Genomic DNA, 13,688 nt, shown 5'->3' on the forward strand with positions numbered 1-13,688 from the left:
GCTTGGAACAGGCTCGTCGATCAGCCTTGGCGCATCATGACCATCGGCCGGCGCCAGTGGGCATGTCGGTTCTGATCAATGCAGGTTGGTATTAGAGGCGGAATTGTTGCCGGCCGAACGGCTGGTGCTAGTGCTTGGGCTCCTGCCGCAGCTTCGCCCGGAAGCACTCGACATGCTGCAGATTCAAAACGAGGCGACCCAGCGCCGTTTCACCGAATTCGGCGGAACGGCGAGGGGCGGGCTCGGCTTTCTTCCCACGCGGGAAACCGCGTTGTTTTTGCTTGCGGGTGAGGCCATGGACCACCGGCTGGAAGCCATGCGGCTATTCGCTTCGTATGCCCCGTTGCAGGCGAAGCGAATCCTGCTCCTGCCGGAGGATCAGGGAGAGCCCGGCCCCTGGACGCCTATCGTGGTTGCGCGGCGCTGGGTGGACCGCCTGATGGGAGGAGGCGCAGATCGGCGTTTCGCACCCGGCTTTCCCGCACAATTGGTGGAAACGCCCTATGGCCGCGCCGATCTGGTGCTGAGCGAGGTCGCCACGGAGGAAATCGAGGCGTTGCTGGCTTGGGCGCGGCACGAGCGCAGGTTGATGGAAGAATGGGGCCTGAAGCGCCACCTGAAGCCAGGTTACCGTGCCCTGTTTCATGGGCCACCGGGCACGGGCAAGACCATAACAGCCGCGGTTTTGGGCAAACTGCTGAACAAGCCGGTATACCGCGTCGACCTGTCGCGGGTGGTGAGCAAATGGGTCGGCGAGACCGAGAAAAATCTAGGCGCGCTTTTCGACCAAGCTAACGAAGGAGACATGCTGTTGTTCTTCGACGAGGCCGACGCGCTGTTCGGGAAGCGTGGCAATACACAGAGCGCCAATGACCGTCATGCCAATCAGCAGATCGCATATCTGCTGCAGCGGATCGAGGACTGCCCCGGCATGGTAATCCTGGCGAGCAATCTGAAGGGGAATATCGACGCGGCCTTTGCGCGCCGGTTTCAGGCGATGGTGTACTTCCCGATCCCTGACACGAAGGCGCGGCTGAGGCTCTGGCGAAAGCTGATGAGCGATCTGCCGGGGCTGACACTGACGCCGGAAGAGTTCCGGAAGCTGGCGGACGACTACCCCTTGAGTGGAGGATCCCTGATCAACGTGCTGCGCGGCGTGGCCCTGAAGCTGACCGAGTTCGGCTCCGTCGGGCTGGAAGTCGTGCGCGCCGAGGTGGAGCGCGAGTTCGTCAAAACTGCGCTGCTTCCTGGCTAAATATGCTCCTGAGCAAGGATTGCCGGCGACTCCGCACGTCGCCGAGCGGCTGTGCATCGCGGTATATAGCTCCAAACGGCTGTGCGATGCAGGTTTGATCGACCGGATCGGCGATTTGAACCGGCGAAAATGGATGCCGACGATTGCGCAAGTGCTCGACCGGTTCGACATCCCCGAGACCGTTCAACTTGACCGGCTCGTCGTCGACCTGGGTAGCTTTGGACCCGAGGAACTGGACGCGGTGCCAGCCCGACTGGCGGAGCGCCTGTGGTCGGCACTGCTCCAGCGGTTCATCCAGCGGAACGGCGCCACCTGGAAGCCGGGCGCCGGCGCGATGCTTGACGCGTTCGAACACTATCTGGCGCAAGGCACATGGCCCTATGGCAGCGGCATCGATGTCCGGACCGCACCCGACGACATATTGAACGCGCTGGTCGAAGCCGAACCAATGGCGCTGGTGGCGATGCTTCGCGCGCGGGGGGGAAGCGAGCTACTGCTGCGCAGGCTCGTGCGGCAAATGTCCGACCGGATGCTTGCCGCGCTGCTGCACCGGCTGGAGCCGGTGCACGCTGCGTGTGTGCTTGGCTATGTTCACGAAGTTCAGACGAGCCACAAGGAGGAGCCGGTCGTTCCGACCGGTGCCGAGCAGTTGGCGGAGATGCTATGGACGATCGTGCTGCGGGACGCTTTGGGACAATCAGGATTGCAGGCGAACCGCAAGGCATTCCTGCGTCGTCTGCTGCGCAGCCTCGCCGAAGCAAGTGGCACGTCGCTTTCTTCTCTGTTGCGGCAGTTGCGTCGCGGGCTGGTGGCATTGGGGAGGCGGCGGCGGGCGCCAGGGTCGCTCGTCGAAATACTCGGTCAATTGATGGCGGAAGAGCCGGCGATGCTGGTGGATACCGCCGCGTTAAGCCGGTTGACGCGTTACTTGTTCGTCGAGCGCGGGCACTGGCCCGAGGCGCAGTTGGCCGAAGTCCGTCTGATCGCGCACGCCGTATGGCGGGCGCGTCCTACCGAGTTCGCTTGGCTGGTCCGGCGGTTGGCGCTGACCCGATCGGCCGGTGCGCTGGCGCGGCTTGAAGCGTTACTGCCGCTCGAGCGGGCCGTTCAGGCCCTTTGGCCACAGGCGAACCGACAGCTGGCCGTGGCGGTGGAACAGGTGCCTCTGGAAACCAGGGTCGTCGCCTTGGCCGCGTTAGCCTCGTACGAAGCAGGCTTTCAGAGCGGTGAGGCCCGACCGCGCGCTGCGGCCGCAGTTGCGGTTCAAGGGCGCACAAGTGGCAGCGACCCTACCGGTGCCGCCGCCGCTATGTGGCCGGTCAGGCATTCGCTCGATACACTGCCGGCCGAACCTGTTGAAAATCTTTGTAGGCCAATCTTTCGGGGCGCGGCATTTGCGGACCGCCACTTCTTGAAAAGGCTGGCTGTCGCGGACGCAGGGCGGCTGACGATGCTGGCCCCAACGGAGACAGAAGCCGAAGCACTTATCGGTCAGCTGCTTCCCCTGCATCTGCGCAGAGCGATGGTGGCGCTGGCGCGAGCGGGTGGCTGCCGTGGGCGTGACTGGGAGGTGCTGATCGCAGTGGCGGCGATCACGGACGACACCGATCCCGCCGAGCTGTTGTTGCAGAGAACTGTCAAAGGCCTTGCCGCACACCGAGGCGTGCCGGTGAGGCGATTGCGACGATCTCTCCGCTTCAGGCTTTCGCGCAAGGATGCCTTTGGGCCTGAAGGCGGCACAGCAAACACGGCCTGCGCTGCTGGCGATACATGGATGTGGCCCAGCGTCGTTCAGAGCCGCTCGGCGAGGCGGTTGATCGAGCGCCAGCGAAAGCTGGAGCAAATGGGCGAGTTGTTAGACATCCGATCGGCGTTGAGCGGGCGCGTCTGGGAAGCTGTGGCGAACGCGATGCTATCGCAGCTCCCGGTGCAAGATCGTCGAGCCATTGGCCGGCTCATGTCGCCAAGCAAGAGTATCGAGCGTGTTTCGATTTCGACGCCCGAGCACGATCTAACGGTCGCGACTTCGTCAAGACGCCGTTCCAAATACGCGCTGGCGGCAGCCCTGCGTCTTCACCCTCTATCGGTGCTGGAGCTGTCGGGCGCATCCGTCGACGCAATAGTCGCCGCAGCTTTGGACTACGCCGCACTGACCGGACCGGCGAAGGAGCACGTTCTGGCACTCGGGCGGCGGCTTACCGAATATGCCGGTCGGCGGGCGGTACCAGCCAAAAAGGTGGCGGAGGCGTTGGCACGCGCTCTGGTATCGGCAGACTGGCGCGCGGGATCAGGGGATCTGGCGGAAGAATGGCTGAGGCAATTGGCGGCGCTGGCCAGCCTGTCCGAGCAGTCGGCGCTGAAGCGGCTCCTTGGCGACATACGGAAAACGGCTGACAAAGAACAAATGCGCGACGCGCAGGCGACTGCCGCTTCCTCCACTGGACTGATTAGCCGGGTCGGCAGTTTGCTGGATCTCGGGGTATCCCCACGCGCATCGGCAGTGCGGAAGGCTTTGGCAGATCCGCGGCGCCGAGCGATGCTAGTGACGGCGCTGACCGACGGAGAAAGGGCAGCGCTACTCGGTTGGGTTGCGCCTGGCTTGGTCCCCGGGCTTCTGCATGTCGCCGAACGTATCGGCCATGCCCGACGACTGGCGGGCGCTGCGGTCCCCAGGAAGGAACAATGGCTGGCGATATTGGCGGCCGCAACCTCCGACAAGCACGCGGTGATGCGGCTGACGGGGTTCATGCTCGATGGGGGTGCCGGCTGCCCGGCCCCGCTGGCGTCGCTCCGCTACAAGGTGGAAACAGCGCTTGCCCGCTCCCTCGAAGGCATGCGTGATGCACCGCTTCGGATCGCCCTGAATCTGCGTGCGCGCGCCCGCAAGGCTCAGGCCGAGCGAACCGCATCAGAGGCGGCACCGGATTCGGCAATCTGGCTGAACAATGCTGGGCTGGTTCTGACATCCGCCTACCTGCCGAGACTGTTCGAAGCGTTGGAATGGATCGAGCGCGATAAAGGGGGTGGCTGGCGATGGGCTTCGCGAGAGATCCAGGAGCGCGCACCGCACCTGCTTCAGTGGCTGGCCGACGGGCGCAGCGACACAGCGGAGGCGGAGCTAGCGCTTCCCAAGCTCCTCTGCGGCTTGATGCCTTGCGATGCGATCTGGCCTGAGGTCGACCTCAATGCCGAAGAACTGCGGATAGGCCGTATGCTCCTTGGCACTATTCGGGCCAATTGGCCGCCGCTGTCTGAAAGTTCTCCTCAGGCACTTCGCGAGACCTTTCTACAGCGCGGAGGGCGGCTAACAAAGAAGCCTGGTGGCTGGGCGCTGGACATCGAGACCAAGGTCCTCGACATACTGCTCGACCAGTTGCCCTGGGGATTCGGCATGATCGCGCATGACTGGATGCCTGCTCCGCTCACTGTTCGCTGGCGCTGAGATCAGGCGGTCAGCGCTTCTGTGCCGGCAATCGGTTCATGATGGTAGCGACGAGCTGACCACGGTCGAACGGCTTTTCAATCACGGGAATATGGCGGAAGGCAGTTGGGAGATGCTCGCGGCCATAGACGGTCACGACCACGGACGGCAGTTCATACAGCGTGAATGCTTCGGCCACCATCTCGACGCGACTGCCTTGAAGATTGCCGTCGAGGAGCACAGCGTCAGGCTTGACGGTAGGGATGATCTCGATCGCAGCGCCAGCCGTAAAGGCCGGACCTATGATCTCAGCGCCGGCCTCCTCAAGGATGGAAATCAGTTCGAGTGCCACCAGCGGCTCGTCTTCGACCACCAGCACGCGACGTTGCGCCAACCTTACGGCCGCGGTCACGGGCTGCACGGACGCGGGCTTGGCAGAGGCTTGACCAGCAGGAGCAGCATTGGCCTTCGGTCTGCCTGGCAATAGGTTCCTCCTAAGGCCCAGGTGTGAACGAGAAGAGCCCGGTAGGCAGCGTATAGCGTGCGGCCGGTCAGCGCTTGCCGGTAGAGCTTGCTGCCGTCGTTCGCGATCGCGGTACCGTCTGCCGAGAAAGCCGGCTGACGCCCATCGGGTCGGCGAAGCGGCACCCCGTCGATCACGTCCTTTCCATCTGAGTCGATGCATGACCGTCGAACGCGCGGAACGAAGCCCCGCTTTTCAAGTCGACCACGATGATGATCGCACCCCACGTGCCGGAGTCAGTGATATAGCCGGTTCGGCCATCCGGGCTGAAGCGGATGTCGTTCAGATAGGTCCCTTGAAGCGCCTCATCTTCAGGAATGGAGAAGGCTTTGGTTACTTGATCGCATGCCAGATCGATGCGGATGAGCTTGGGCCCACCTTCGAGATTTTCTCATTGCCAGGCGCAGCAGGGTCGAGCACCCATTGGCGTTGCGCCAGCTATTCCACTTCGCGTCCGGATATGGCTTGAGCGCCCCTTCGGAAAGCAACTCGGCAACGGAGACAGGCGAGTCCTCAGTCTAGCGCAGAAAGTTGACGAAGATGCGGCCACCTGGACTGACGGTGACGCCGGTAACCTGATGATCGGAGCGTGCGACCTCCGTCACTTCAGCAAGGCCCACGCCCTGCTCATCACTTTGCGGTGAGTTCATGATCCGCTCCCGAGACAAAACTCTTGAGAGGGCTAACTTGCGGAACGCGCATCCGTTGCGTCGACCCGCCGCTCTGCAAAATTAGAGGCCGCCTCGCCCCGCCAAAGCGCAGCGCTTGAGCGAACTGGTAGCTGATAACAAGGGATTGGCTGGGGCGGCAGGATTCGAACCTACGAATGCCGGTACCAAAAACCGGTGCCTTACCACTTGGCGACGCCCCAACGGGAAGCGGGCTTATACCCCCTTAGAACAAACGTTCAACCCAGCCGTGGGGGTCCGCCGCTGTGCCTCGCTGAATTGCGGTAAGCTGGCTTCGCAACTGCTCCGTGAGGAGGCCCGGACCGCCATTACCGATGGTGAAGTCGAAGCCGCGACCGCGGACCCGCCCGATCGGCGTCACCACCGCCGCCGTGCCGCACGCGAATGCCTCGCGCAGCCGACCACTCTCAGCGTCCTTCTGCCAGTCCTGCATCCTATAGGGTGCCTCACGCACGACGATGCCTGCGTCGCGGGCAAGGGTGAGCAACGAGTCCCGCGTGATCCCGGGCAGGATGGTACCTCCCAGGGGTGGAGTCTGGATCGACCCATCCTCGAAAACGAAGAACACGTTCATGCCGCCAAGCTCTTCGACGAACCGGTTTTCCACCGCGTCAAGGAACACGACCTGATCACAACCCTCTCGGATCGCCTCGGCCTGGGCAACCAGACTCGCTGCATAGTTGCCGCCGCACTTTGCCGCTCCGGTGCCGCCACGGGCGGCACGGGTATAATGCTCGGAGGTCCACAAGGTCACAGAGGGTGCGCCACCCTTGAAATAGGCGCCCGCCGGCGACGCGATTACCATGTAGAGATATTCGCTTGCGGGCTTCACCCCCAGGAAGGTCTCGCTCGCGAACATGAAGGGACGCAGATACAGCGAAGCACCTTCCCCTTCGGGAATCCAGTCGCGGTCGACGCGGACCAGCTCCCGTATCGAAGACAGGAACATCGTTTCGGGAAGCGGCGCCATTGCCATGCGTTCTGCGGACTCGCGGAAACGGCGTGCGTTTTCGGCCGGTCGGAACAGCGCTGCGCCATTGTCGGGCAGGCGATATGCCTTCAGCCCTTCGAAGATCTCCTGCGCATAGTGGAGCACCGCACATGCGGGATCGATCTGGATCGGACCGCGCGGTTGAACCCGTGCGTCATGCCAGCCGCGGTCGGCCGAATAGCGGATGACCACCATGTGATCGGTAAAGATCTTCCCGAACCCGGGATTGGCCAGCAAGGACTCCCGGTCGCCCGCCGTAACGGGCTGAGGATGCGCCTCGAACTCGTAATCCAGGATCGTGGTATCGTGCATGAGAGCGTCCATAGGCGATGGCGTCGGGTTGCGAAGGCCTAAGCCGAGTGGCAAAGATGGTCAACATGGCTGCCCCAATTCCTGCTTCGCCGCTATTCCTGCGCGAACCCGAAATCCGGCGCGGAGTGGAGTTGCTGTATTTCGGCTATGCCCATCTCACGCGCTCCATCGATGCGGCGCTTGCCAAGCAGGGGCTGGGGCGCGCGCATCACCGAGCGCTCTATTTCATCGCCCGCAAACCCGATGTAACGGTCAGCGAGCTGCTGGCGCTGCTGGCGATCACCAAGCAGTCTCTAGGCCGCGTGCTGAGCGAGCTGTCAGAGCGCGGCCTGGTGGAGACGCGTACCGGGGATCGCGATCGGCGGCAGCGGCTGTTAAGGCTGACCTCTGCGGGTGCCGAACTGGAGGCGCAATTATTCGACGCGCTTCGGGAGAAATTGGCGGGCGCCTACTCCAGCGCAGGCCAAGGTGCCGTCGGCGGGTTCTGGTCAGTGTTGGAAGGATTGGTGCCGGAAAGCGAGCGTGGCCGCGTCGCCGAACTCAGGCGCTGATCGGCTCATACGCGCTTTCAGCGCCGTAACAGACGCCTCCCCCGTTCTACCGGGGGAGGCGGTCCTTTCAGGCTACCTTGAAGCCTTCCTTGTTCATCGTCGCAGTTAGCTGCTTGTTCTTTTCCTCAGACAGCTGCGCGCGGAGCATCGGGAACAGATGCTCTTCCTCTTCCTTCATGTGATGCTCGATATCGGCGCGGAACGCGCGAACCTTCTTGATCCATTCCGGCGAAGCGTTGGGCATGTTCTCCAGCTCATAGAGATACTGCTTCACATAACCATGCTCTTTGTTGAGCTCGTCCGCACCTTCCTGTTGGCCAATCTCGCGCAGCGCGGGATAGATCACATTCTCTTCCTCGACCGCGTGCTTCATCAACGCGTGCTTGAGGTGCGAGAGCAGCATGCCTCGCTTCATCGTCGACTTTTCGTCGGTCGCTTCGATGGCGTCGAAGACCTTGAGCGTTGCGGCATGCTCAGCCTTGAGGGCGTCGTCCCAGTTGCCAGCGAGCGCACTGGGCGCCTGGATCGCCGCCTTGCGGCCCAGCATTGCAAGCAATCCCAATGCGGCGCCGCCAGCGACGGCGCCCGCCATCATGCCCAGATTCCCATTGCCGCTCTTGCCGGTGTCGGACGCGGGCTTGAAACGCCCATTCTTGTCTCGCGTAGCCGTGGTCGTAGCCATGTCAGCCTCCGTTGATAAAGGAATCGGAAGCAGAACAGTTTGGCGACGAGGGCGTTCCGTGACGGCAGTGATCCGCATGACTCCCGCCTGCACATCAAACACCTCCACAGCGAGCTACCAGCCGCGACGGAACTATGCTCAGCGGCGCGCGTCGGCTGCCATTTCGGCATTGCGGCGGGCCGCCGCAGCCAGCGTGTCGTGAATCAGATGCTTGAGTGCGTCCTCCCGGTCGAGAACGTCCAGGCCCTGGCGCGTCGAGCCACCGGGACTAGCAACACGGTCGGCGAGCACTGCCGGCATCTCGGCTGACGTGGCCGCCAAGGCGCCAGCGCCCTCTACTGTTGCCAAGGCCAAGCGTTGCGCCTGTTCCGTTGGGAGCCCCAGTGCGGCTCCGGCATCGGCAAGCGCGTCGATAAAGCGGTACACGAAGCCAGGGCCGCTACCAGCCAAGGCAGTCACGGCATCGAACAGCACTTCATCGTCGATCCATTCTACAAGGCCGAGTGGCGCCATCAACACCTCGATCGCCAGGTCGCGCGCCCCGTGCAGCGCTACCACGCCCTTGCCAAGCGCAACCGGCAAGTTCGGCATCGCACGGACAATCAGGTACTCGGGAAAACGGCTCTGAAGGCTCGCAATGTCCACGCCGGCCAATATCGAGATAATCGTCGGCAACCCGCCCACTTGCGCCTTTGGGAGTGAAGGCAGAGTATCCAACTGGTGCGGCTTGACGCCCAGGAGCAGATAGCGCGGCGGCGGCCCGTCCATAGGGAAAGCTCTACCTTGCCGCACGCCGACCGGCAGATCGCCGTCGTGGCGATTGACTACAAAGACGCCTTCAGCGGCAAGCGTGCCGCTTTCGGTCCAGCGTTGGAGCATTGCGCCAGCCATGTTGCCGCATCCGAGCAGCCACATGGTCGGCTTGTCGCCACTCATGCCTCGCCCTGAGTCTCGATCAACGCCGACGCCAAAGCTTCAGCAGGGGTCTTGCCACCCCAGAGGACGAACTGGAATACCGGATAGAAACGCTCGCATTCGTCGATCGCGCTCTCGATCAGCAGCTCGGCTTGATCGAGGGTCAATGTCGGCTCGCCAGAGCCGTCGATCATGGCGGCGTGGCGATAGAGCAAAATGCCGCTGGCGGACCATAGTTCGAAATGGCCAATCCATAGCTGCTCGTTGACCAATCCGATCGCCTCGTACATCGCCGCGCGCCGATCATCGGCAACACGGACGTCCGGAAAGGCGAGAAACTGGAGCACGCCGTCATCTTCACGCCAGATCGCGCGAAGCTCATATTCGGTCCAGCTGCCCTTGACCTTAGCGACGATCTCTTCGTCCTCGCGCTGGTGCGTCCAGCCATGCGCGGCGAAGTAATTCTCCAGCATGTCGATGGGCGCCGCATCGTCGCGGTCGAACTCCGCTTCGTCCAGCATCATGACCTCCACACGCCGGCATTGGCGGAACGGGGTCCTGCCAATGCTGTTCCGAACGCACAAGCAGGCCGATCGGAACCCTGTCGAAAAGCTGTGGAAAAGGCGTGGATGGATGCGATCAGGAGTCTCCCTGCGCAGCTCCGCCGACAGCGGCAGCGTTGGCACCAAGCTGCGCCTCTAGCGCGGCAATGCGCGCTTTCAGTGCATCAGCTTCGTCACGGGCAGCGACTGCCATCGCTTTGACAGCCTCGAACTCGTCGCGCGCGACGAAATCCAGGCCGCCGACCCATTCGCGCGCACGTTCGCGCGCCGCGGATTCGGTCTCACGCGCCATGCCTGCCACGGTGCCCGCCGCACCATTCACGAACTTCACGAAATCGTCGAACAGGCGGTTGTCGGTCTGCATCGTCTGAATTCCCAAGAAACTATCGGATCTCAATTTGGTCCGTCGTGCGCGAAGGTACAAGGCTTTGCGCGTCGGGATTACGCTGGTGCAGTTGGTAGAGCAGCACGAAGGCGAAGCAAACCCAGACCAAATACGGCAGCAGCAGCATGCCGGCGGTGCGGCGAACCTGCCAGAACAGCAAGATCGTCCATGCGACACAGACGATCAGCGCGGCGATGATGACCAGCGCGGCAACGACCTGGTGCATGCCGAAGAACACGGGTGTCCAGGCGAGGTTGAGCAGGAGCTGCACGATAAACACGGCCAGCGCCGGGCGGCGCTTGCGCGATCCGCGCGCGTTGATGACGATCGCCAACGCCAGGCCCATCAGGATGTAAAGAATGCTCCACGCCACGGGGAAGGCCCAGCCGGGCGGCATGATTGCAGGCTTGTCGAGTGCCATGAACCACGCGTTTTCGTCGCCGCTTGGTGCCGCACGGCCTGAAGCGAAGCCGAGCAACAGGATCAACGGGACGGTGACCACCGCCCAGCGGAAGTACGCGAGACGCAACTGATTCTTGGACGCGAGTTCACGCAAAATCGTTTCTCCCCTGTTCGGGCGCACCCTTGCAGGAACAGGTTTAGTAAACAGTTTCGCAGCCGTGAAAAGGCGTCAGCCCGGGCGGGTTGCGCCGATCAGGAACTCGACATTGCCTTCCGGGCCGGTGATCGGACTGGGGGTAACGCCGATCACGTTCCAGCCGACCGAGACGAGCCAGTCAGCCACTTGCGCGCAGACGCGTTCGTGGACGGCGGGATCGCGCACGACGCCGCCCTTGCCGACTTCCTCGCGGCCCGCTTCGAACTGCGGCTTGATGAGTGCCGCCAGGCGGGCGCCGGGACGCGTGAAGCGGAGCGGCACGTCGAGCACCTTGGCCAAGCCGATGAAGCTGGCGTCGCACACCACCAGGTCGATCGGTTCGGGGATGTGGGCGTCGGTAAGGATGCGGGCGCTGGTCTGTTCGTGCACGACCACGCGGGGGTCCTGGCGCAGCTTCCAGGCGAGCTGGTTGGTGCCGCTGTCGACTGCATAGACGCGCACGGCGCCGTTGGTCAGCAGCACGTCGGTGAAGCCGCCGGTGGAGGACCCCACGTCGATGGCCACGCAGCCTTCGACGTTCCATCCGAAATGGTCGAGGGCATGGGCGAGCTTGATGCCGCCGCGCGAAACCCAGGGGTGATCGCGACCGCGGACGTCCAAGGCCACTATCTCGTCGACGCTGACACCGGGTTTTTCGACCTTGCGGTCGCCGATATAGACGAGCCCGGCCATGACCAGCGCCTGGGCGCGGGTGCGGCTTTCCGCGAGCCCGCGGTCCACGAGCAGTTGATCGACGCGCTGCTTGGCCATGGAGCGGCGTTTAGGCGTGGCCGCCCCGCCTGTGCAACCGCAACGGACCCAATCGGGCAGGCGTCGCGCAAAAGCCTGTTGCAATGTTGGATTTCGGCCGCTCAATAGCGTGGTCGAGACCGCGATTGGGGGAGTGTGCTCGATGACGCCAAGTGCCGCCTGCATCCAGCTGGTTCAGCGATTCGAGGGGTGCGCCAAGAAACAGGCCGATGGCCGGTTCGTCGCCTATCCCGACCCCGGCACCGGCGGCGATCCGTGGACGGTCGGCTGGGGCACCACGGGCGCCGACGTCAAACCGGGCGTGATCTGGTCGCAGCAGCAATGCGACGCCCGGCTGGCCAAGGACCTGGCGAGCTTCGCCACTCAAGTGGCGGCGGCGATCGGCACGGCCCTGACCAACCAGCACCAGTTCGATGCACTGGTAAGCTTCGCCTACAATGTCGGCATCGGCAATCTGAAGGGCAGCACGCTGCTGAAGCAGCACAAGGCGGGCGACTATGCCGACGCCCGAACGCAGTTCGCGCGGTGGAACAAGGCGGCGGGGCGCGTCCTGCCGGGCCTCACCAAGCGGCGCGCGGCGGAGGCAGCGCTGTACGGCAGCTAAACCCGGCACAGGCCGTCGCGCCGCCGCCGCGCTTTGTCGCAGCGCCCATTGTCTACTTAGCTGATGGGAATTACCAAGAGGGTCCGGCCAACTCCTCCCGCAGGAGCGGAAAACATGACCATCTTCAGTCCGTTTGACGAACAATCGCCAATCATCCTCACCGTCCCCGGGCTCGGCGGCTCAGGCCCGTCGCACTGGCAGACGCTGTGGGAACAGTCGCGCCCCGACACCCACCGCGTCGAGCTGGGCATGTGGGACACGCCACACCGCAACAGCTGGGTCACCAAGCTGGACCAGGCGATCCGCAGCGCGCAGGCGCCGGTGGTGCTCGCCGCGCACAGCCTGGGCTGCATGGCCGTCGCCTGGTGGGCCGAGCTGTTCCCCCAGCCCTTTGGCCGGCCCGTGGCCGGCGCACTGCTGGTCGCGCCTCCCGATGTAGACCGGGCCGACGCGCCGCCCGCGCTGGCGGATTTCCGCCCCGCTCCGACCACGCCGCTGCCCTTCCCGTCGATCGTTGTGGCGAGCAGCGACGATCCCTGGATCGGGATCGGCAAGGCGCATTCGCTGGCCAAGGACTGGGGCAGCGTGTTCGTCGACGCCGGGCCGCAGGGCCATCTGAACGCCGCCAGCGGAATCGGCTGGTGGGAGCAAGGCCAGGCGCTGCTCGACCGCGTGCTCGACGCCGCGTCCGACCGGTCGGGACTACCCCGTTCCGCCGCCGATGCCCGTTCATTGCTGGCGGTGAGCGCGACCGACGCGGCCCAGGCGCACTATCTGGGCGCAGGCCGATGAGCGCCCCCTCGAAGGGCCGCGCCCGCCATGTGCATCGGCGCAAGGCCCTTGGAAAAATCGGCCGCAAACCTATCTAGGTTAAGCGGGCGTGGCCGAGTGGCGTACCCTAGAGCGCCACTCGGTCTACGGCCGCACTGGCGCGGCCATTTTCGCTTTCATCCATCATTAAGCGATTTTTCCCCGTAGTTCGGAACTCCGGGGCTGATGTTATATTGTACCGTGACCAATCCCGCTCTATATGGTCACCCATGACGCTGAGTCCCCCGCTTGCCCGTGTTTGGGGCAGCATCGATGCGCGCTTCGATCGCTTCGCGATCGGGCTCAGCGGACTGTGCGTGGTACATTGCGTCACGACCACGGTGTTGCTCACCGTGCTGTCTTCGGCCGGCGCGCTGGTGCATCCTGCGATTCACGAAATCGGACTGATGCTGGCGATCGCCATGGGCGTGCTGACGCTGGGCCGCGGCATTGTGAGCCATGGCTATTTCATGCCGGCGGTGGTCGGCGCGTTCGGCCTTGGCATCATGGCGGGCGCGCTGTCGATCCCGCATGGCGGGTTCGAAACCTTCTGGACGCTGATGGGCGTCAGCCTGCTCGCGCTGGGCCACGACCTGAACCGGCGCGCAACCTATTAAG

General features: G+C 63.8%; 16 protein-coding genes and 1 tRNA gene. 6 read left to right on the forward strand and 11 right to left on the reverse strand.

What is annotated here, in order from left to right; all coding sequences use genetic code 11:
* Nucleotides 1-106 precede the first annotated feature (106 nt).
* Both FHT02_RS13215 and FHT02_RS13220 read left to right on the forward strand, forming a co-directional pair.
* On the forward strand, nucleotides 107-1,255 hold the full coding sequence (locus tag FHT02_RS13215) for an ATP-binding protein (protein WP_184088306.1): 1,149 nt from the start codon (nucleotides 107-109) through the stop codon (nucleotides 1,253-1,255).
* Nucleotides 1,256-1,274: 19 nt separating this feature from the next.
* Nucleotides 1,275-4,697: a contractile injection system tape measure protein gene (locus FHT02_RS13220; RefSeq protein WP_221239479.1), complete on the forward strand. Its 3,423-nt coding sequence runs from the start codon at nucleotides 1,275-1,277 to the stop codon at nucleotides 4,695-4,697.
* 10 nt (nucleotides 4,698-4,707) lie between these two features.
* On the opposite strand, the gene FHT02_RS13225 is transcribed toward FHT02_RS13220, so the two are convergent.
* The 5 genes from FHT02_RS13225 to FHT02_RS13240 all read right to left on the reverse strand — a co-directional run bounded on the left by FHT02_RS13225 (nucleotide 4,708) and on the right by FHT02_RS13240 (nucleotide 7,191).
* Nucleotides 4,708-5,088 (reverse strand): response regulator, encoded by a 381-nt coding sequence (locus FHT02_RS13225; RefSeq protein ID WP_184088318.1) that lies wholly within the window; start codon nucleotides 5,086-5,088, stop codon nucleotides 4,708-4,710.
* Nucleotides 5,089-5,332: 244 nt separating this feature from the next.
* Nucleotides 5,333-5,563, reverse strand: coding sequence for an L-dopachrome tautomerase-related protein (locus tag FHT02_RS21595; RefSeq protein WP_343056951.1), 231 nt, complete (start codon nucleotides 5,561-5,563; stop codon nucleotides 5,333-5,335).
* A 154-nt stretch (nucleotides 5,564-5,717) separates the two neighbouring features.
* Nucleotides 5,718-5,849 carry a hypothetical protein gene (locus tag FHT02_RS21925; RefSeq protein ID WP_281393184.1) on the reverse strand — a complete coding sequence of 44 codons (132 nt, stop codon included), beginning with the start codon at nucleotides 5,847-5,849 and terminating at the stop codon, nucleotides 5,718-5,720.
* Nucleotides 5,850-5,995: 146 nt separating this feature from the next.
* A tRNA-Gln gene (locus FHT02_RS13235) sits at nucleotides 5,996-6,070 on the reverse strand.
* 23 nt (nucleotides 6,071-6,093) lie between these two features.
* Nucleotides 6,094-7,191 (reverse strand): branched-chain amino acid aminotransferase, encoded by a 1,098-nt coding sequence (locus FHT02_RS13240; protein WP_184088320.1) that lies wholly within the window; start codon nucleotides 7,189-7,191, stop codon nucleotides 6,094-6,096.
* A 65-nt stretch (nucleotides 7,192-7,256) separates the two neighbouring features.
* Between FHT02_RS13240 and FHT02_RS13245 the strand changes: the two genes are divergently transcribed.
* Nucleotides 7,257-7,742, forward strand: a complete 486-nt coding sequence (locus tag FHT02_RS13245) for a MarR family transcriptional regulator (protein ID WP_184088322.1) — start codon at nucleotides 7,257-7,259, stop codon at nucleotides 7,740-7,742.
* A gap of 67 nt (nucleotides 7,743-7,809) precedes the next feature.
* Here the strand turns inward: FHT02_RS13245 and FHT02_RS13250 are convergent, their stop codons facing one another.
* From FHT02_RS13250 to FHT02_RS13275, 6 genes are all read right to left on the reverse strand, one after another.
* Nucleotides 7,810-8,424 carry a hemerythrin domain-containing protein gene (locus FHT02_RS13250; RefSeq protein ID WP_184088324.1) on the reverse strand — a complete coding sequence of 205 codons (615 nt, stop codon included), beginning with the start codon at nucleotides 8,422-8,424 and terminating at the stop codon, nucleotides 7,810-7,812.
* Nucleotides 8,425-8,562: 138 nt separating this feature from the next.
* Nucleotides 8,563-9,360 carry a pyrroline-5-carboxylate reductase family protein gene (locus tag FHT02_RS13255; protein WP_184088326.1) on the reverse strand — a complete coding sequence of 266 codons (798 nt, stop codon included), beginning with the start codon at nucleotides 9,358-9,360 and terminating at the stop codon, nucleotides 8,563-8,565.
* Nucleotides 9,357-9,863 (reverse strand): type III secretion system chaperone family protein, encoded by a 507-nt coding sequence (locus FHT02_RS13260; protein ID WP_184088328.1) that lies wholly within the window; start codon nucleotides 9,861-9,863, stop codon nucleotides 9,357-9,359. Before FHT02_RS13260 ends, FHT02_RS13255 begins: the two co-directional genes overlap by 4 nt.
* 115 nt (nucleotides 9,864-9,978) lie before the next feature.
* Entirely contained in the window at nucleotides 9,979-10,266 is a 288-nt protein-coding gene (locus FHT02_RS13265; protein ID WP_184088330.1) for an accessory factor UbiK family protein, read from the reverse strand.
* A 19-nt stretch (nucleotides 10,267-10,285) separates the two neighbouring features.
* The gene (locus FHT02_RS13270; protein ID WP_184088752.1) at nucleotides 10,286-10,843 is read right to left on the reverse strand and encodes a TspO/MBR family protein; all 558 of its coding nucleotides are present in this window, start codon (nucleotides 10,841-10,843) and stop codon (nucleotides 10,286-10,288) included.
* Between the two features lie 75 nt (nucleotides 10,844-10,918).
* Nucleotides 10,919-11,656: a TlyA family RNA methyltransferase gene (locus FHT02_RS13275; protein ID WP_184088332.1), complete on the reverse strand. Its 738-nt coding sequence runs from the start codon at nucleotides 11,654-11,656 to the stop codon at nucleotides 10,919-10,921.
* Nucleotides 11,657-11,798: 142 nt separating this feature from the next.
* Between FHT02_RS13275 and FHT02_RS13280 the strand changes: the two genes are divergently transcribed.
* From FHT02_RS13280 to FHT02_RS13290, 3 genes are all read left to right on the forward strand, one after another.
* A complete protein-coding gene (locus FHT02_RS13280; protein WP_184088334.1) occupies nucleotides 11,799-12,260 on the forward strand; it encodes a lysozyme in 462 nt (153 codons plus the stop codon).
* A 114-nt stretch (nucleotides 12,261-12,374) separates the two neighbouring features.
* Entirely contained in the window at nucleotides 12,375-13,052 is a 678-nt protein-coding gene (locus tag FHT02_RS13285) for an RBBP9/YdeN family alpha/beta hydrolase (RefSeq protein WP_184088336.1), read from the forward strand.
* A 248-nt stretch (nucleotides 13,053-13,300) separates the two neighbouring features.
* Nucleotides 13,301-13,687: a MerC domain-containing protein gene (locus FHT02_RS13290; protein ID WP_184088338.1), complete on the forward strand. Its 387-nt coding sequence runs from the start codon at nucleotides 13,301-13,303 to the stop codon at nucleotides 13,685-13,687.
* Nucleotide 13,688 lies beyond the last annotated feature (1 nt).

Source organism: Sphingomonas xinjiangensis (genome assembly GCF_014199255.1).
Taxonomy (GTDB): Bacteria; Pseudomonadota; Alphaproteobacteria; order Sphingomonadales; family Sphingomonadaceae; genus Sphingomonas; species Sphingomonas xinjiangensis.